Origin of the sequence: Dactylosporangium sp. NPDC050588 (assembly GCF_040654975.1) — a bacterium.
GTDB classification, from domain to species: Bacteria; Actinomycetota; Actinomycetes; order Mycobacteriales; family Micromonosporaceae; genus Dactylosporangium; species Dactylosporangium maewongense.
In genome coordinates this window covers 21,566-38,358 of record NZ_JBFAJA010000026.1, presented here as the reverse complement: position 1 = coordinate 38,358, position 16,793 = coordinate 21,566, and the positions used below count along the sequence as shown (strand labels likewise).

General features: G+C 73.6%; 15 protein-coding genes. 6 read left to right on the top strand and 9 right to left on the bottom strand.

Annotated elements, in window-relative coordinates; translation table 11 throughout:
* Nucleotides 1–2: 2 nt before the first annotated feature.
* Both AB0I21_RS19625 and AB0I21_RS19620 read right to left on the bottom strand, forming a co-directional pair.
* Nucleotides 3–773, bottom strand: coding sequence for a phosphotransferase (locus tag AB0I21_RS19625; RefSeq protein ID WP_360562909.1), 771 nt, complete (start codon nucleotides 771–773; stop codon nucleotides 3–5).
* A complete protein-coding gene (locus tag AB0I21_RS19620; protein WP_360562907.1) occupies nucleotides 770–1,705 on the bottom strand; it encodes a 5,10-methylenetetrahydrofolate reductase in 936 nt (311 codons plus the stop codon). Before AB0I21_RS19620 ends, AB0I21_RS19625 begins: the two co-directional genes overlap by 4 nt.
* A gap of 139 nt (nucleotides 1,706–1,844) precedes the next feature.
* On the opposite strand from AB0I21_RS19620, the gene AB0I21_RS19615 reads away from it, so the two are divergent.
* Both AB0I21_RS19615 and AB0I21_RS19610 read left to right on the top strand, forming a co-directional pair.
* Nucleotides 1,845–2,579 (top strand): ABC transporter ATP-binding protein, encoded by a 735-nt coding sequence (locus tag AB0I21_RS19615; protein ID WP_360562905.1) that lies wholly within the window; start codon nucleotides 1,845–1,847, stop codon nucleotides 2,577–2,579.
* An 8-nt stretch (nucleotides 2,580–2,587) separates the two neighbouring features.
* Nucleotides 2,588–5,125 carry an FtsX-like permease family protein gene (locus tag AB0I21_RS19610; RefSeq protein WP_360562903.1) on the top strand — a complete coding sequence of 846 codons (2,538 nt, stop codon included), beginning with the start codon at nucleotides 2,588–2,590 and terminating at the stop codon, nucleotides 5,123–5,125.
* 66 nt (nucleotides 5,126–5,191) lie between these two features.
* Here AB0I21_RS19610 and AB0I21_RS19605 read toward each other — a convergent pair whose 3' ends face one another.
* Nucleotides 5,192–5,839, bottom strand: coding sequence for a response regulator transcription factor (locus AB0I21_RS19605; protein WP_360562901.1), 648 nt, complete (start codon nucleotides 5,837–5,839; stop codon nucleotides 5,192–5,194).
* Nucleotides 5,827–6,969 (bottom strand): sensor histidine kinase, encoded by a 1,143-nt coding sequence (locus AB0I21_RS19600; protein ID WP_360563043.1) that lies wholly within the window; start codon nucleotides 6,967–6,969, stop codon nucleotides 5,827–5,829. The genes AB0I21_RS19605 and AB0I21_RS19600 overlap by 13 nt, the downstream gene beginning before the upstream one ends.
* 99 nt (nucleotides 6,970–7,068) lie before the next feature.
* Here AB0I21_RS19600 and AB0I21_RS19595 point away from each other — a divergent pair, with 99 nt between their 5' ends.
* Nucleotides 7,069–8,556 carry a phenylacetate--CoA ligase family protein gene (locus tag AB0I21_RS19595; RefSeq protein WP_360562899.1) on the top strand — a complete coding sequence of 496 codons (1,488 nt, stop codon included), beginning with the start codon at nucleotides 7,069–7,071 and terminating at the stop codon, nucleotides 8,554–8,556.
* A 20-nt stretch (nucleotides 8,557–8,576) separates the two neighbouring features.
* Here the strand turns inward: AB0I21_RS19595 and AB0I21_RS19590 are convergent, their stop codons facing one another.
* Nucleotides 8,577–9,533: an ion transporter gene (locus AB0I21_RS19590; RefSeq protein ID WP_360562897.1), complete on the bottom strand. Its 957-nt coding sequence runs from the start codon at nucleotides 9,531–9,533 to the stop codon at nucleotides 8,577–8,579.
* A 173-nt stretch (nucleotides 9,534–9,706) separates the two neighbouring features.
* Here AB0I21_RS19590 and AB0I21_RS19585 point away from each other — a divergent pair, with 173 nt between their 5' ends.
* Nucleotides 9,707–10,465 carry a PIG-L family deacetylase gene (locus AB0I21_RS19585; RefSeq protein ID WP_344499944.1) on the top strand — a complete coding sequence of 253 codons (759 nt, stop codon included), beginning with the start codon at nucleotides 9,707–9,709 and terminating at the stop codon, nucleotides 10,463–10,465.
* A 58-nt stretch (nucleotides 10,466–10,523) separates the two neighbouring features.
* Here AB0I21_RS19585 and AB0I21_RS19580 read toward each other — a convergent pair whose 3' ends face one another.
* The gene (locus AB0I21_RS19580; RefSeq protein ID WP_360562895.1) at nucleotides 10,524–12,107 is read right to left on the bottom strand and encodes a pectate lyase; all 1,584 of its coding nucleotides are present in this window, start codon (nucleotides 12,105–12,107) and stop codon (nucleotides 10,524–10,526) included.
* A gap of 121 nt (nucleotides 12,108–12,228) precedes the next feature.
* Entirely contained in the window at nucleotides 12,229–13,092 is an 864-nt protein-coding gene (locus tag AB0I21_RS19575) for a LysR family transcriptional regulator (protein ID WP_360562893.1), read from the bottom strand.
* Nucleotides 13,093–13,161: 69 nt separating this feature from the next.
* Between AB0I21_RS19575 and AB0I21_RS19570 the strand changes: the two genes are divergently transcribed.
* Entirely contained in the window at nucleotides 13,162–13,689 is a 528-nt protein-coding gene (locus AB0I21_RS19570; protein ID WP_360562891.1) for a hypothetical protein, read from the top strand.
* Here the strand turns inward: AB0I21_RS19570 and AB0I21_RS19565 are convergent.
* Complete coding sequence (locus AB0I21_RS19565) at nucleotides 13,668–14,366, bottom strand: YcnI family protein (RefSeq protein ID WP_360562889.1); 699 nt, start codon at nucleotides 14,364–14,366, stop codon at nucleotides 13,668–13,670. The two genes, AB0I21_RS19570 and AB0I21_RS19565, sit on opposite strands and share 22 nt — an antisense overlap.
* Before the next feature lie 149 nt (nucleotides 14,367–14,515).
* Between AB0I21_RS19565 and AB0I21_RS19560 the strand changes: the two genes are divergently transcribed.
* On the top strand, nucleotides 14,516–15,949 hold the full coding sequence (locus AB0I21_RS19560) for a PepSY domain-containing protein (RefSeq protein WP_360562887.1): 1,434 nt from the start codon (nucleotides 14,516–14,518) through the stop codon (nucleotides 15,947–15,949).
* A 26-nt stretch (nucleotides 15,950–15,975) separates the two neighbouring features.
* Here AB0I21_RS19560 and AB0I21_RS19555 read toward each other — a convergent pair whose 3' ends face one another.
* Entirely contained in the window at nucleotides 15,976–16,692 is a 717-nt protein-coding gene (locus AB0I21_RS19555; protein ID WP_360562885.1) for a VOC family protein, read from the bottom strand.
* Nucleotides 16,693–16,793: the final 101 nt, after the last annotated feature.

The following is a 16,793-nucleotide window of genomic DNA, read 5'->3' as shown; positions in this document are numbered from 1 at the left end:
GACTAGAACGAGGCGAGCTCGGCGGCCGCCGCCTCCAGCGTCGCGTCGGTGCCGTGTGCCAGCATCCGCATGAACGTGGCGTCGCCGGCCGCCGCGGCGCGACGGACCTCCGCCGCCATGGCGAGGACCCGCCGGCGCACGACACCGACGAAGTCGCCGGCCGGGCCGGGCCACCCGTACGCGTCGAGGAACAGCCGCAGCCGGCGCGGCCGGTCGGCGAACGCCGTGAACCCCTCCGCCGCCACCACGTGCCGCGCGTGCAGCGGCACCCACCCGAACGCGACCGACGCCAGGTCCTCCTCGACCGTGGCGGGCGCGGCGAGGTCCCAGTCGAAGAACCCGGCCAGCCGCCCGCCGGACCAGACCGCGTTGTACGGCGCGGCGTCGTTGTGCGCGATGACGAGCCCGGGCCGCCAGACGCTCCCGTCGCGCCAGACCGCGCCGTCCGGCGGCACGAACGTCGCGACGGCGGCGTGGTAGTCGCGCAGCCAGGTGGCCACCTGGCGCAGCGCGTCGTCGCTGTGCACCCACTCCGGCCACGGCCGCTGCGCGCCGACGACCGTGCCGGGCAGGAAGGACAGCACCTCCCGGCCCTGGTCGTCGAGGCCGAGCGCGCGTGGCGCCCGGTCGAACCCGGCGGACTCCAGGTGCCGCAGCAGCAGGTGTACGGCCGGCGTCCACACCCCCGCGGCCCGCCGGACGGTGTCGCCCACGCGGACCGCGCCGTTGTCGAACCCGCCGGCGAGGCGCTGCCCGTCGCCTCCAGCGGTCAACGGCGCTCCCGCAGCAGCGCCGCGACGTCGGCCGCCAGCCGGATCGTGGCCTCGATCTCGGCGCGGCGGATCGAGACGCTCTCGACGTTGAAGCCGTACGGCATGCCGAGGTGCTCGCAGAAGTCGGCGAGGTCCCGGGCGATCGCCATGGCCTGCCGGTAGGACTCGGCGAGCGGGTCGTCGGCGAAGCGGATCGAGTTCTGCAGCCAGCGGGGCACGTCGACGCCCAGCCAGCGGACGAACTCGAGCGTCTTGAGCGACCCGCACAGCGACAGCGTGAAGACGACGGTCCGTGGCGCCGTCCCCCGCTCCCGGCACGCGTAGAAGTAGTCGGAGAGCAGGTTCTTGGTGTCGTTCACGTGGTACACGACCTGCGAGACGAAGAACGAGCAGCCACGCTCCTGCTTGGCCAGCATGCGCAGGTGCTCGTCGCCGCCGCGGGTGTGCCGCTCGCCGATGACCACGGCACCCAGCGGCAGGTCGGGGCGGACCTCCCGCCGCACGGCCTGGGCGCGGCGCATGTCGGTGCGCACCGACTTGTCGCCCGACGACGCGCCGACGAAGACGCTGAGGACCCGGCTCGGGTCGGCGTGCCGCAGCCAGTCGGCGAGGTCGTCCTCGTGGTACTTGCCGACGCAGCGGTAGATGATCGTCGGCTTGTCCCAGCCGCCGAGGTGCTCCGCGTGGAACACGGCCGGGTCCATCGTCGGCAGGTACGGGAACGGCCGCTCGTCGGGGTTGCGGTCCGACTCGTCGTCGATGTCGTAGAGGATGAGGCCGTCGACGTCGAGCCCGGCGAGCCGGTCGAGCGTCACCGCGGCGATCTCCTTGACCCGCTCATCGCTCTCGCTGCGCCGCGGCGGTGTCAGGCTGAACAGCAGGACCCCCGACCGCGCCTCCGCCAGCTTCTGGTGAAGAGCACTTCCAGACATCCCATCACCTTACGAGCCGACCCCCGCCGAGGACGATGTCACCCGACTCACGCCTCAGCGGCACTACAGCCCGCTGTACCACGGATGCGGTGGCGCGGGGTATCGGTCCTGGTCGCCGCCGTGCCTAGCCTCGGAGGGCATGAGATCCAACTGTGCGGTGCGCCTCGATGCGGTGTCGAAGGTGTACGGGTCGGGCAAGCACGCGGTGCGCGCGCTCGACGGGGTGACGGCCGGGTTCGCGCGCGGGACGTTCACCGCGGTCATGGGGCCGTCCGGGTCCGGCAAGAGCACGCTGCTCAACTGCGCGGCGGGGCTGGACCGCCCGACGTCGGGACGGGTGCTGCTGGGCGACACGGAGCTGTCCGGCCGGTCCGAGACCGAGCTGACGCGGCTGCGGCGGGACCGGATCGGGTTCGTGTTCCAGGCGTACAACCTGCTCGGCGCGCTGAGCGTGGCGGACAACGTCACGCTGCCCCTGCGGCTGGCCGGGAAGCCGGTCGACCGCGGGCGGCTGGCGGGCGTCCTCGCCGCGGTCGGGCTCGCCGAGCATCACGACCGGCGGCCGGGCAGCCTCTCCGGCGGCCAGCAGCAGCGGGTGGCGGTCGCCCGGGCGCTGATCACCGAGCCGGACCTGGTGTGCGCCGACGAGCCGACCGGCGCGCTGGACAGCCGCAGCGGCCGCCAGGTCCTGGATCTGCTCAGGAGGATCGTCGACGAGCTCGGCCAGACGGTGCTGATGGTCACGCACGACCCGGTCGCCGCGGCGCGGGCCGACACCGTCGTGTTCCTCGCCGACGGGAGGCTGGCCGGCGAGCTGCACCGGCCGTCCGCGGAGCGGATCGCGCAGCGGCTGACGCACCTGGGGGACGCGTGAACCGGCGGATGCTGTGGCTGGCTGTGTGGCTGGCATGGAGCACCGTCAAGGACCGCAAGGGCGCGTTCGTCGCGGCGTTCGTGGCGGTGGTGTTCGGCTCGGCGGTGATCACGGCGTGCGGGATCCTGCTGGAGAGCAGCGAGCGCTCCGGGGCTCCCACCGAACGCTACCGGGCCGCCGACCTCGTGGTGGGTGCCCCGCAGGCGCTGCCGGTGGCCGACGACGTCGACCCGCGGTTCGCCGAGCGGGCCACCCTGCCGGCCGCCAAGGTCGCGGAGATCGCGCGGGTTCCCGGTGTACGGGCGGCGATCGCCGACGTGAGCGTCCCGGTGAGCCTGCTGACGGCCGACGCGCCGGATGGACGCCCTGTGCTGGGGCACGGCTGGGGCTCCGCCGCGCTCGGCCCGGTCACGATCAGCGCCGGGCGGGCGCCGGCCGGGCCGCGGGACGTGGTGCTCGACGCCACGCTGGCCGATCGGGCCGGCGTCGCCGCCGGCGCGGACGTCCGGCTCGCGGTCGGCTCGAACACGACCACCTACCGGGTGACCGGCATCGCGGTGCCGCCGGGGAGCCGGCAGCCCGCGGTGTACTTCACCGACGAGCGGGCCATGGAGCTGACCGGCCGGCCGGACCGGGTGGCCGTGATCGGCGTGCTGGCCGCTCCCGACGCCGGCGACCTCGCCCGCGCCGTCAAGGACGCGGTCCCGGGTGTGGTCGTCTACGCGGGCAGGGACCGCGGCGAGGCCGAGTTCCTCGACGTCGGCGCGACGCGGTCGTTCATCACCGAACTGTCGTTCGCCTTCGGCGGCAGCATGGTCGTGGTGATCATGGTCGTTGTCGGGAGCACCCTCGCGCTGTCCGTACGGCAGCGGCTGCGGGAACTGGCCCTCCTGCGGGCGATCGGCGCGACCCCGAAACAGGTGCTGCGCATGATCGCCGCGGAGACCGTGCTGGTGGGCGCGCTCGGCGCGGTGCTCGGCGTGGTCCCGGGCATCGGGCTCGCCTTCCTCCTGCGCGGCGTCTTCGCCCTCGCCGGTGCGGTGCCGGACGACTTCGAGCTGTCGATCGGCCCGCTGCCGCTGCTGGCCGCGACGGTGCTGTGCCTGATCGGCGCCCGCCTCGGCGGCTGGATCGCGGCCCGGCGCGCGGCCAGGCTCAGGCCGGTCGACGCGCTCGGCGAGGCCGCCGCGGAGCCGGCGAGACTCGGCCGGATCCGGTTGGCCGCCGGCCTGCTGCTCGTCCCAGCGGGCCTGGCCATGGCGATCGTGCCGCCGCTGCGGGTGCCCGGCGAGGGCGCCGCCGAGGGCGCCGCGTTCTCGGCGTTCCTGCTCGTCTTCGCCGTCGGGCTGCTCGGGCCGCGGCTGCTCACCGGCGCCGTCCGCGTCCTGAGCCCCTGGCTGCACCGCGGGTCGGGCGTCAGCGGGTTCCTCGCGACCGCGAACGCCCGCGCCAACTCGCGGCGGCTCGCCGCGGCCACCACCCCGCTGATCATCGGCGTCACCCTCGCGGCCGGGCAGCTCTTCAGCGGCACGACCGCGGGTGCGGCCGCCCGGGAGCAGGCCGGGGACGGGCTGCGCGCCGGCTACGTCGTCACCGCGACCTCCGCGGGGGTGTCGCCCGAGGTCGCCGACTCGCTGCGGGACGTGCCGGGCGTCGCGGCGGTGACCCCGCTCGTGCGCACGCGGACCCTCGCCCTCTTCGGCTCCGGCGACGACCGGCAGATCCGCAGCTACGCCGCGCAAGGGGTCACCGGCGACCGGCTCGCGGCGACCCTGGACCTCGGCGTGCTCGACGGCGACGTCGCGGACCTGCGGGGCGACACGGTGGCGTTGAGCCGGATCGCCGCGGGCACCCTGGGCGCGACGCTCGGCGGCACCGTCGACCTCCGGCTCGGCGACGGCACGCCGGTCACCCCGACGGTGGTGGCGATCTACGAGCGCGGCCTCGGCCTCGGCGACGTCACCCTGCCGCACGACGTCGTCCTGGCGCACACCACGGACCGGCTCGACCTCGCCGTGCTGGTCGCGGCGGCGCCGGGCACCGACGCCGGGGCGCTCGGCGACGCGCTGCGGGCCGCCGTCCGGGACCTGCCGACGGTCCGGGTCAGCGACCGGGACTCGTTCGTCGCCGCGCAACAGGACGCCACCGCCGGCGAGTCGGTGGTCGGCCTCGCCCTCAACGCGGTGCTCCTCGGCTACCTCGCGATCGCGGTGGTGAACACGCTGGTGATGGCGACCGCCGCGCGTTTCCGCGAGTTCGCGCTGCTGCGGCTGGTCGGCGCGAGCCCCGGGCAGGTGCGCGCGATGATGCGCGGCGAGACGAGGATCGTCGTCGTGGCCGCCGTGGTCATCGGATCGCTGGCCGCGCTCCCGTCGCTGGTCGGCACGAGCTTCGCGCTGACCAGGTCGCTGATCCCGTCGGTGCCGCCGCCGATGTACGCCGGGATCGTGGCCGTCGCGGCGCTGCTCGGCTGGGCGGCGATCATGACGTCGACCCGGATCGCGATGCGGCCGGCGCCGGTCGACGCGATCGGTGCCCGCTCGTGAACGCAGCGCCACGCCGCGCCGCGCCACGCCGTCGCCGCTCGCGGGCGAAGGCCTCGGCGGCGCCGCTCAGCGGCCGGCGGCGTTGAGGTAGGCGAGGACGGCCAGGACGCGGCGGTGGCCGCTGTCGGTGACGGCGAGGCCGAGCTTGGCGAAGATGTTGCCGATGTGCTTGTGCACGGCGTTGTCCGTGATGACGAGCCGGGCGCCGATGGCGGTGTTGTCGAGGCCCTGCGCCATCAGCCCGAGCACCTCGCGTTCGCGGGGCGTGAGCGCGGCGAGCGGGTCGCCGGCGCGCTGCACCAGCTGGGCGATGACCTCGGGGTCCATCGCGCTGCCGCCGTCGGCGACCCGGCGCAGCGCGTCGACGAACCCGTCGACCCGGCTGACCCGGTCCTTGAGGAGGTAGCCGACACCACCGCCGGCGGTGGCGAGCAGCTCCGCGGCGTACTGCTGCTCCACGTACTGCGACAGCACCAGCACCGGCAGCCCGGGGTGCTCCCGCCGGACCTGCAGCGCGGCCCGGATCCCCTCGTCGCGGAACGTCGGCGGCAGCCGGACGTCGACGATCGTCACGTCGGGCCGGTGCTCCCGCACGGCGGCGAGAAACCCGTCCGCGTCCTGCGCGACGGCCGCGATCTGGAAGCCGGCCCGGCCGAGCAGCAGCTCCAGCCCGGTGGACAGCAGCACGTTGTCCTCGGCGATCACCACCCGCACGGCAGCTCCACGGTCACGGTCGTCGGCCCGCCGGCCGGGCTGTCGACGTCGACGGCGCCGTCCAGCGCGAGCACCCGGCGGCGGATCCCGGCGAGGCCGGTGCCCCGCCGCTCGTCGGCGCCGCCGGCACCGTCGTCGGTGACGACCACCGACAGCCGGTCCGCGGTGCGGCCGACCCGTACCCGGGCCGCGGTCGCGCCGCTGTGCTTGGCGACGTTGGTGAGCGCCTCGGCGACGGCGAAGTACACGACGGCCTCCACGGCGGCCGGGACCCGCTCGAACTCACCGATCTCCAGCCGGGTCGGCACGCCGCAGCGGGTGACCACGGCGGTCAGGGCGCCGTCGAGCCCCCGGTCGGCGAGGATCGGCGGGTACACGGACCGGATCACCTCACGCAGCTCCGCCATCGCCTCCTCGGTGCCCTCGTGCGCGTCCCGGAGCAGCCCCTCCACGAACTGCTCGTCCCGCGGCGACTCGGCGAACGCCTGCCGGGCCACGGCCAGCCGCATCGCGATGGCGACGAGCCGGGCCTGGGTGCCGTCGTGCAGGTCCCGCTCGATCCGGCGCAGCTCCGCGCCGTGCGCGTCGAGCACGTCCGCCCTGGTCCGGGTCAGCACTTCGACCCGCTCGGCGAGCTCCTCGCCGGCCCGGCGCGCCAGCACCGCCACGCAGATCCGGGCGTGCGCGCGGGCGACCGGCGGGAAGGCCACGAAGGCCAGCGTGGCGAGCAGCACGATCTGCAGCGGCCCGAGGGTCAGCGCCGTCGCCCACCCGGTGACGGGCACGTCGATGAACAGCCGCGGCCGCTCCACGAACGGAAACGCCCACCACAGCGGCGTCGCGATCAGCGCGACCACGATGTTGCCCACGCACAGCAGCGCCGGCAGCCCGAACGCCACCCCCGTGACCGCGTGCACCGGCAGCCAGAGCAGGGCGCCGGCCGTCCGGCCCGTCGCCGCGTCCGCCCACGCCGCCCGCAGCGTGGGCCGCGCCCCAGACGCCGGATCGAGCAGCCGCCGGGCGCGGCCGCGGTGCCAGGCCGCCCACCACCGGGCGAGCCGCGGCACGCACAGCAGTGGCAGCGCGAGCACGGTGCCGACCGCGGACAGCAGCGAGCCCAAGAGGTACACCCCGCCCCGCCGCGCCGCCCGCACGGCGTCGAGTCTGCCCAAAGATCGTCGCGCCCGCCAATACAATCGGCCGGGCGTCTACCGGACGGAGTGCGGACAGTGGATGACAGGGCGCGGCGGGTCCTCGCGGGCCTGCGCGAGTTCTACGAGGCACCACCGGGCGCGGCGACAGTGGAGGACGGCGCCGAGCGGGCGCTGCGGCTGTTCCACGACGTCGCCGCGAGCGTGCCCGCGTACCGGTCGTTCCTGCGGGAGCGCGGCGTCGACCCGGCCGGCATCGCCACGGCGGGCGACCTCGCGCGGGTGCCGCTGCTGACGAAGGCCGACTACCACCGCCGGTATCCGCTGCCGGAGCTGTGCCGCGGCGGGACCCTCGACGGCGCCGAGACGGTCGCCGTGTCGTCCGGGTCGTCGGGGCAGCCGACCGTGTGGCCGCGCTCCGTGCCGGACGAGCTCGTCGTCGCCCGCCGGTTCGAGCAGGCGCTGGTCGGCAGCTTCCGGGCCGACCGCCGGCGCACGCTCGTCGTGGTGTGCTTCGCGCTCGGGTCGTGGGTCGGTGGCATGTACACCGCCGCCGCCTGCCGGCACCTGGCCGCGAAGGGCTACCCGGTCACGGTGGCGACGCCCGGCAACAACGTCGACGAGATCCTGCGGGTCGTCCAGGAGCTGGGGCCGCACTTCGAGCAGGTGGTCCTCGCGGGGTACCCGCCGTTCGTGAAGAACGTCGTGGACGCCGGCCGGGAGCGGGGCGTGGACTGCCCCGCGTACGCGATCAAGCTGCTGCTCGCCGGTGAGGTCTTCAGCGAGGAGTGGCGCACACTCGTCGGCGCCAGGGCCGGCATGGCGGACCCGCTGTCGGACTCCGTCTCGCTGTACGGCACCGCCGACGCCGGCGTCCTGGGCACGGAGACGCCGCTGAGCGTGGCGATCCGGCGGTTCCTCGCCGGCCGTCCCGACGCCGCCCGCGCGCTGTTCGGCGACCCGCGGCTGCCGACGCTCGTGCAGTACGACCCGGCGACCCGCTACTTCGAGACCCACGAGGGCACGCTGCTCTTCACCGGCGACGGCGGGATCCCGCTGGTCCGCTACCACATCGCCGACGAGGGCGGCCTGCTGTCGCACGAGGCGATGCTCGCGTACTGCGCCGGCCTGGGCTTCGATCCGGAGGAGGGCCTGGACGCCGGCGCCGCCCCGCGGCTGCCGTTCGTGTGGGTCTTCGGCAGGTCGCTGTTCACCGTGTCGTACTTCGGCGCCAACATCTACCCGGAGAACGTGACCGTCGCCCTGGAACGCGACGGCATCAGCGACTGGGTCACGGGCAAGTTCGTCCTGCAGGTCCTCTCCGACAGCGACGAGGAGCGCCACCTGTCCGTCGTGGCGGAGCTCGCGCAGGGCGAGACCGGCGACCCCGCAAGGGCCGGGCAGCTGGCCGGCGCGATCCGCGACGAGCTGCGCAGGCTCAACAGCGAGTTCGCCAACTACGTCCCGGCCGCCTACCAGACCCCGCGGGTCGAGCTGCGCCCAGCCGGCGACCCCGAGTACTTCCCGCCGCAGGTCAAGCACCGCTACACCCGCCCGGCCGGGTGATCCCGCCGCGTTCGCCGGCCTCAGCCTGATCCGTCGCCGACCGGCGACGGCTGGCGCGGCACCGGTCCGGCCGGGTCCGTCGCGGCCTGGCGGGCGAGGTGCTGCTCGAGGGCGTCGACGGCCGCCCGCAACGATGCCAGCTGCGCCGCGACCGTCGCGTCTCCCGGCCGCTCGACAGGGTCATCGGCGGGGTCTTCGGCTGGGTCTTCGGCTGGGTCGTCGGCTGGGGCGGGGGCGGCGTTCGCCGTGTCGCGCTCCTCCTGATGGGCGTCCTGCAGCGCGTTGAGCACGACGCCGACGAGGAGGTTGGTCAGCAGGAAGCAGGCGGCGACCATGTAGGAGACGTAGTACAGCACCGCCCACTCGGTGACGGCGCGGCCGGTCTGCAGGGTGTCGGTGATGCCGTCGAGGGACAGCAGCAGGAACAGGGTCAGCATCGCCTGCCCGACGGTGCCGTACCGGGCGGGGTTGGCGTCGGCGAACATCATCCAGCCGAGCATGGCGTAGCCGTACAGCAGCAGGACGGTGACGAGCAGGAAGCTGCCGAGGCCGGGCAGGCTGCGCCGGATGCCCACCAGGATGACCCGCAGGCTCGGGAAGAGCCGGAACGTCCGCACGATCCGGGCCAGGCGCAGCATGCGCAGCACGGTCACGTTCTCCCGCACCCCCGGCAGCAGCGGCGAGAGCAGGATGAACAGGTCGAAGAGGTTCCAGGCGTCACGGAAGAACGCCCGCGGCGCCGGCAGCTGCGCGCCGAACCGCACCAGCAGCTCGACCGCGAAGCACACGATGCAGCCGTATTCGACGGCCCGGAGCACGCCGGCGGCGGCGCGGTGCGCACCGTCGTAGGTTTCCAGGCCGAGCACCGCCGCGTTGATGACGATCACCGTGAACGAGGCGACGGTGAACCAGCGCGCGTCGATCAGCGCGCGGCACGCCGTGGCGACGCGGGCCACGGACGGATGGATGGTGTTCATTGACGGGCCGGACTCCCAGGACGGTGACCTTCAAACCGGGACGCAGCCTACGACATGATCGACATGTCCGGATCGACGGGACAACCCGCCCGAGGATGCCGTGCTCAACCGGCCTGCCCGGGCCCGGGCGGACCTGGCGCCCTCGGCGCGCGACGTGCAGCAAGATGGGAGGCATGACTGAAACGCCTGCCACACCGCACCCGCTGCAGCCGGTCGACGAGGACTGGCAGCGGGCCCTCGCGATCGTCGCGCACCCCGACGACCTGGAGTTCGGCGCCGCCGCCGCCATCGCCCGCTGGACCGGTCAGGGCAAGGAGGTGGCGTACGTGCTGCTGACCAGCGGCGAGGCCGGCATCGACGGGATGGATCCGGCGGAGGCCGGGCCGCTGCGGGAGCGGGAGCAGCGGGAGTCCGCGCAGATCGTCGGGGTGTCGCAGGTGGAGTTCCTGGGCCTGCCCGACGGTGTCCTGGAGGGCGGTGTGCCGCTGCGGCGCGAGCTGGCGCGGGTGATCCGCACGCACCGGCCGGACATCGTCATCACGAACAACTTCCGCGACAGCTGGGACGAGGCCGGCGACGCGCTCAACATGTCGGACCACATCGTCACGGGCCGGGCGGTCCTCGACGCCGCGCGCGATGCGGGGAACCGGTGGGTGTTCCGGGAGCAGATCGATGAGGGGCTGGAGCGGTGGGGCGGGGTGCGGCAGGTGTGGGCGGCGAACTCGCCGCTGTCCAAGCATGCCGCCGACACGACCGCCACGTTCGACCTCGGCGTGCGGTCCCTGGAGGCGCACGAGGCCTACCTGCGCGGTCTCGGCACCGGCGACTTCGACGCGGAGGAGTTCCTGGAGGGCTTCTCCCGGCAGACGGGCACCCGCCTCGGCGTCACGTTCGCCGCCGCGTTCGAGGTGTTCAAGCTGAGCCTGCTCTGACCGCTGCCGCGAGCGGGCGGGGCCGGAGGAATCCGGCCCCGCCGCCCGTGCCCGCGGATCAGGCGTAGGTCTCGAACTCGGCGACCTTCGGGGTGCCCGTGGCGCTGGTGATCTCGAAGGTGACCTTCTTCAGCGAGGTGCGGGTGAAGGTGATGACGCCCGCGCCGGTTCCGGACGCGAGGACCGCACCGGTGTCACCGTTGAGCACGCGCCAGTTGCGGATGACGCCGGTGGAGCCGGACGCCTCGCGGATGTTGATGCGCGAGATCGCGGTGGCCGAGCCCCACTTGATGGAGATGGAGCCGGTCGTGCCGGACGGCGACCAGTACGTGCTCATGCTGCCGTCGCGGACGTCGCCGTAGCTGGTGCCGTCGGCCTTGCTGGAGCCGTCGGAGCCGGCGCCGATGCTGAGGTTCGTGCCGCCCTGCGTGGGTCCCGGCGAGGACGGGCCGGGGGAGGACGGCCGCGGCGACGACGAGGTCGGCCCGGCGGAGGTCGGACCGCCGGTCGGGCTGGTCGGCGTGCAGCTGCCGTTGGAGACCTGCAGGCCCTTGTTCGCGCCCGCGGTGCGGCTCACGACGTCCGGCACGCAGCTGGCCGGGTCGAGGGAGAAGCTGTACGGGATGCTGACGCTGGTGTTGGACGTCGGGTTCGGGCCCGCCGGGTTGGTGTCGGTGCCCTTCGGCGACCAGGTCACGTTGTCGAAGATGTTGCCCGCGACCTGCCAGTAGCCGGCCTCGCTGGTGTAGAACGTGCCGATGACGTCCTTGGAGTTCTTGAAGTAGTTGTTGTCGATGCGTGCCCGCGCGCCGGCCCGGGAGTTGATGCCGGACTCGTTGAGGCTCACGTAGGAGTTGTTGTAGATGTGCGCGATGCCGCCGCGCAGCAGCGGCGTGCGGGAGTCGATGTTCGTGTACGAGTTGTGGTGGAACGTGATGTAGCTGTTGCCCCGGTCGCTCTCGCTGGAGCCGATGAGGCCGCCACGGCCGGAGTTCTTCAGGGTGCTGTAGGACAGCGTCACGTACTGCACGTCGTCCTTGAGGTCGAACAGGCCGTCGTAGCCCGCCGACTCGCCGCCGGACGCCTCCAGGGACACGTGGTCGACCCAGACGTTGCGGACGGTGCTCTCCATGCCGATGGCATCGCCGCCGTTGGACGTGGGCGAGCCGGACTTCTTCACGTTCCTGACCGTCACGTTCTGGATGATGATGTTGCTCGAGTCGCGGATGTGGATGCCGAGCTGGTCGAAGACCGCCCCGCCGCCGACACCGATGATGGTGACGTTGCTGATCTCCTTGAGCTCGATCTTGTCCTCGGCGGTGTTGCAGCTGCTGCCGGAGACCTTGGTCGTGTTGCCGTGGTTGATCGTGCCCTCGACCTGGATGATGATCGGGGTGCTGCTGCTGGCGCGGTTGCACAGGGCGGCGTGGATGGCGGTGCCGGTGGTGGCCCGGACCGTCTGCCCGCCGGCGCCGCCGGTGGTCCCGCCGTTCTGGGTCGCGAAGCCGGTGACGCCGCCGGTCGCCGCGGACGCCTCCGGCGTGGACAGGGCGACGCCGATCGCGGTGCCGACGATGGCGGTGGCGGCCGCGGCAACGCCGGCTCGGAACGCGAGGCGGGGTGTTCGGGTCTTTGAGCTCATTCGAAGCCTCCGGGTGGGGGTGTGAAAGCATCGGCGGAACCCGATACTAGGAAAGCGCTTTCCTCCACGACAAGGGTTCTGGTGTGCAGGTTTGTTGCAGGAATCGGGAGCCGTGAAATTTTCAGGCGCGGGCGAGAAGGCGCTGCACAAGACCGGTGATCCGCGGGTCTGACATCGCCGCTGGTTGATGCACCAGGTGATACGTGATAGGCGGCAGGTCCCGGACCGGCCGGGCGACGACGCCCGCGGGCGGTGGCACGCAGCCGTTGACGACCGCCAGCCCCACGCCGAGCGCGACGAACTGCGCGATCAGCGGCCACCCCTCCGCCTCCACCGCGACCGTCCAGCCGGCGCCGGCGGCCCGCAGCGCCTGCTCCAGCAGCACCCGGTGCGGCCGGTGCTGCGGCGGCACGACCATGCGGGCGCAGTCCAGGTCGCGCAGCCCGACGCTCCTGCACCGGGCCAGCCGGTGTCCTTCGGGCACGAACAGCATCTGCGGGAACGTCGCCAGCTCCGCCACGGTCAGGTCCTCGGGCAGCACGTCCAGCACGCTCACCCCGAGGTGCGCCTGCCCGGTCCGCACCGCGGCGAGCATCTGCCGGTGGTCGCAGTTGATCAGGCGCAGCCGGGTCGGCTCCTCGGCCAGCACCGCCCGGATCGTGTCGCCCAGCAGGTACAGGTAGGCGCCCTGACCGGCGGCGAGCACGACCGGCCGGCGCGGCGCGGCACCGGCGAACTCGGTCAGGAACTGCGCGAGCCGCTCGTCGTGTGCGCGGGCGAACCGGGCCACCGCCTCACCGTCGGGCGTGAGCACCAGCCGCCGCCCCACCCGGTGGTACAGCGGCCGGCCCAGCTCCCGCGCCAGCTTGCCGATCTTCACGTGCAGCGCGGGCTGGGAGATGCGCAGCCGCTCCGCCGCCCGGGTGAAGTTGAGGTGCTCGGCGAACACCGCGAACGCGGCGAGGGCGTCCGGCGACACGGCCATAACCGCAGACTATAGTCGCGCGGACAAGAATAGTTCCGCGCTAGCGTCGCGGCGGCGACGCTGAACCACATGAACACAGCAGGCAGCAGGCTCGGCGTCGACATCGGCCGGGTCATCATCGGCGGGTCCGCCCCGGGCGGCGGCGACACCCAGTTCTTCAGCGGCGACCCCGCCAGGATGCTGGCCACGCCGGCGGTGCCCGGCGCGTTGGAGGCCCTCGCCCGTCTCGTGCCGCGCTTCGAGCAGGTGTGGCTGATCTCCAAGTGCGGCGAGCGGGTGCAGCGCCACACGCGGCAGTGGCTCGACCATCACGCGTTCGCGGCCCGCACCGGGATCCCCCGCGAACACCTCCGGTTCTGCCTGCGGCGGCCCGAGAAGGCCGTGCACTGCGCGGAGCTGGGCATCACCCACTTCGTCGACGACAAGCTCGACGTGCACGAGGCGCTGCGCGGCATCGTGCCGCACCGGTTCCTGTTCGGCCCGCAGCCGGCCCCGGCGCCGCCGTGGCTGCACCACACCGAGGCGTGGGCCGCCGCCGAGGCCGCGATCCTGCGCAGCCTCGATCAGGCCCTGGATCAGGCGCCTGTACGGCGGTAGGCGACCACGGCGGCGAACAGCGCCGCGAACCCGGCGAGCAGCGCGGCGATGCCCAGCGTGATCGCGGTGCCGTCGGTCTGGCTGTCGGTGGCGGTGTCGGCGGCGTCCTGCGCGGCGGTGATCACGGCCGTGGTGGCGGGCGTCCCGGTCTTCTTGGTGAGCTTGAGGACGGGGGCGGGGTGCTCGGCCTCGGCGCCGGCGGCGGGCTCGTCGATCCAGCGGACGATCTCGCCGGTGGAGTAGGTCTGGAGGGCCTTGAAGTCGATCTGGTCGGTGGTCGGCAGGGGGCCGAGGGAGACGTCGAACTCCTGGAACTGGTGGGGCTTGATCTCCGCGCCGGCTGACGCGGTCCAGGTGATTTTGGAGACAGCGTCGGTGAGCTCGCCGTCGTCGGTCTTGATCGGGGTGGCGAGTTTGCTGGTCTCGGCGACGGCGGTCCAGCCCTGGAGGGGTTTGAGCGACACCGACGCGATCGGCTTGTCGGTGGGCAGCGCGATCTCGAGTTTGGTGGTGGAGGCGTCGTCGCGCTCGTTCGGCACCCGGAACGTCACCTTGGTGTAGCCGCCCTGCGTGGCGGCGCCCGGGTTGACGGTCACGTGCGCATCCGCGGCGGTGGGGACGGCGAAGACGGCGATCAATGCGGCGGCCAGGGCGGCGGCCGGGCGGGTGAGACGCATGGGTTGGCGTTCCTCGGTTTTCGGCGGAATGGGGCATGAGGTAGTCGGCGATCGGGCGCGACAAGTTCCCGGGAACTTCCTCCGGTCCGGCGGCGACTACATGCTCGTGGGCCCGCCCGCCCCGATCGCCTGTATCCGGAGGTTCCCCGATGTCCGTCGTCACCGACGTCTCACCCCCAGCCGTGCAGCCCCGCCCCGGGGCGCCGGTCTGGTCGATCGTGCCGCTGCTGACCCGCCTGCACTTCTACGCCGGGGTGCTGGTCGCGCCGCTGCTCGTCGCCGCGGCGGTCACCGGGCTGCTGTTCGTGTTCACCCCGCAGCTCGACAACCTCGTCTACGACAAGGAGCTGCACGTGGCCCGGGTCGGGCCCGGGCTGCCGAAGCCGGTGTCGGAGCAGGTCGCCGCGGCGATCGCCGCCCACCCGTCGGGCACCTTCACCTCCGTCACGCCGGCGTCGGCGCCGGACGCGACCACGAAGGTCGTCTTCAGCGTGCCGTCGCTGGGCGAGAAGACGCACACCGTCTACGTCGACCCCTACACGGGCGAGATCCGCGGCCAGCTCACCACCTGGTTCGGCGAGACGCCGCTGACGACCCGGCTCGACGACCTGCACCGCCACCTGCTCCTCGGCGACATCGGCCTGGTGTACTCGGAGACCGCCGCGAGCTGGCTGTGGGTCGTCGTGCTCGGCGGGCTCGTCCTGTGGTGCAACCGTCAGTGGCGGTCCCGCGGGGAGCGGCGGCGGCGCCGTACCGAAGCGACACTGCTCTATGATCTGCGCGCCGCGAAGGGAGTCCGCCGCACCCGGGGCATGCACGCCGCGACCGGCGTCTGGCTCACCGCCGGCCTGCTCTTCCTCTCCGCGACCGGCCTGACCTGGTCGGACTGGGCCGGCGCCAACTTCAGCCTCGCGCTGGACGGCCTCGACTCGCGCCGCCCCGCCGTCAGCACCGCCCTGTCCGGCGCTCCCTCCGGCGGCGGTGGCCACCACGGCGAGGGCGGCGCGGCGGCCACGGCCGGCGACCCGGCCCAGGTCGACGCCGTGCTGCGCATCGCCCGCGCGAACGGCCTCACCGGGCCGATGGACATCACCCCGCCCGCCGCGGACGGCGCCGCCTGGACCGTCTTCGAGAACGACAACGTGTGGCCCGTCCACTTCGACCGCATCGCCGTCGACCCGGTCACCGGCACCGTCACCGACCGCTCCGACTTCGCCGACTGGCCGCTGCTCGCCCAGCTGACCAGCCTCGGCGTCCAGGCCCACATGGGCTACCTGTTCGGCCCGGCCAACCAGATCCTCCTCGCCGCCCTCGCGATCGGCCTGCTCTGCGTCATCGTCTGGGGCTACCGCATGTGGTGGCAGCGCCGGCCCACCCGCACCTTGACCGGTGCGCCGCCCGCCCGGGGCGCGTGGCGCCGGGTCCGCCCGCCCGTCCTCATCGCGGGCATCGTGGTCACCGGCGCGATCGGCTGGGCCCTGCCGACGTTCGGCGTCACGCTCGCCGCGTTCATCGTCATCGACGTCATCGCCGGCCTGCTCCGCCGCCGTCGCGCCGCGGCGGACCCGCCGGCAGTCGCGTAGCGGTGCCCCGGGCCGGCCGGGGCGGGTCAGCCGGGCTGGGCGCAGAGACAGAAGGGCTTGCCGACCGGGTCGAGGAAGACGCGGAAGGTGTCGCCGCCGGCCTGGAGTCGGGTCGCGCCCAGCGCAAGGGTCGCCGCCTCGGCCTCGTCCAGGTCGTCGACCAGCACGTCGAGGTGCAGCTGCTGCGGGTGGGCCGGGTCCGGCCAGCGCGGCGGGGTGTAGCCGTTGACGCGCTGGAAGAGGACGGGGCGGTCGCCGTTGTCGCCGATCTGCGCGAAGTCGTCGTCGTTGTGGGTCAGGGGCTTGCCGAGCAGGGCGGTGTAGAACTGGCTGAGGCGCCACGGATCCGCGCAGTCCACGACCGGGCCGAGGAGGGTCACACCGTCGTTGCCAGGATGCCAGCAGAGGTCGAACGGATGGCCGGCCGGGTCGGCGACGGTGATCCAGCGGTCGTTGCGGCGCAGCAGGGTGCCGCCCAGCGCCAGCACCCGCTCGAGGGCGGGCTCGAGGGCGGGGACGCGGAGGTCCAGGTGCGCCTGCTGCGGGCGCTCCTGGCCGGGCCACAGCGGCGGGCGGTGGTCGGGGGCAAGCTGGAAGCCGACCTTCCATCCGTCGTTCGCGCGCAGCGACACCCAGTCGTCGTCGGCGTAGGTCTGCTCCCAGCCGGCGAGCTCGGCGTAGAACGCGGCCAGGCCGCGGTAGTCGGCGGCGTCCAGGACCACGACGTCCAGCGTTCCGATCATGCGTCGAGGATACGACCGCCGCGGCGGCGCACCCGTGCGCGGGATCTCGTCCGGGGCACGCGTAACCGGCTACGTCCTCAGGTCGTTGAGGAGTGAGGTCC

What these genes read in the sequence shown, in the direction of transcription:
- AB0I21_RS19620 (WP_360562907.1), bottom strand. Translation starts at nt 1,705, where the DNA reads ATGTCTGGAAGTGCTCTTCACCAGAAGCTGGCGGAGGCGCGGTCGGGG.
- AB0I21_RS19615 (WP_360562905.1), top strand. Translation starts at nt 1,845, where the DNA reads ATGAGATCCAACTGTGCGGTGCGCCTCGATGCGGTGTCGAAGGTGTAC.
- AB0I21_RS19610 (WP_360562903.1), top strand. Translation starts at nt 2,588, where the DNA reads ATGCTGTGGCTGGCTGTGTGGCTGGCATGGAGCACCGTCAAGGACCGC.
- AB0I21_RS19590 (WP_360562897.1), bottom strand. Translation starts at nt 9,533, where the DNA reads ATGAACACCATCCATCCGTCCGTGGCCCGCGTCGCCACGGCGTGCCGC.
- AB0I21_RS19585 (WP_344499944.1), top strand. Translation starts at nt 9,707, where the DNA reads ATGACTGAAACGCCTGCCACACCGCACCCGCTGCAGCCGGTCGACGAG.
- AB0I21_RS19580 (WP_360562895.1), bottom strand. Translation starts at nt 12,107, where the DNA reads ATGAGCTCAAAGACCCGAACACCCCGCCTCGCGTTCCGAGCCGGCGTT.
- AB0I21_RS19575 (WP_360562893.1), bottom strand. Translation starts at nt 13,092, where the DNA reads ATGGCCGTGTCGCCGGACGCCCTCGCCGCGTTCGCGGTGTTCGCCGAG.
- AB0I21_RS19570 (WP_360562891.1), top strand. Translation starts at nt 13,162, where the DNA reads ATGAACACAGCAGGCAGCAGGCTCGGCGTCGACATCGGCCGGGTCATC.
- AB0I21_RS19565 (WP_360562889.1), bottom strand. Translation starts at nt 14,366, where the DNA reads ATGCGTCTCACCCGCCCGGCCGCCGCCCTGGCCGCCGCATTGATCGCC.
- AB0I21_RS19560 (WP_360562887.1), top strand. Translation starts at nt 14,516, where the DNA reads ATGTCCGTCGTCACCGACGTCTCACCCCCAGCCGTGCAGCCCCGCCCC.
- AB0I21_RS19555 (WP_360562885.1), bottom strand. Translation starts at nt 16,692, where the DNA reads ATGATCGGAACGCTGGACGTCGTGGTCCTGGACGCCGCCGACTACCGC.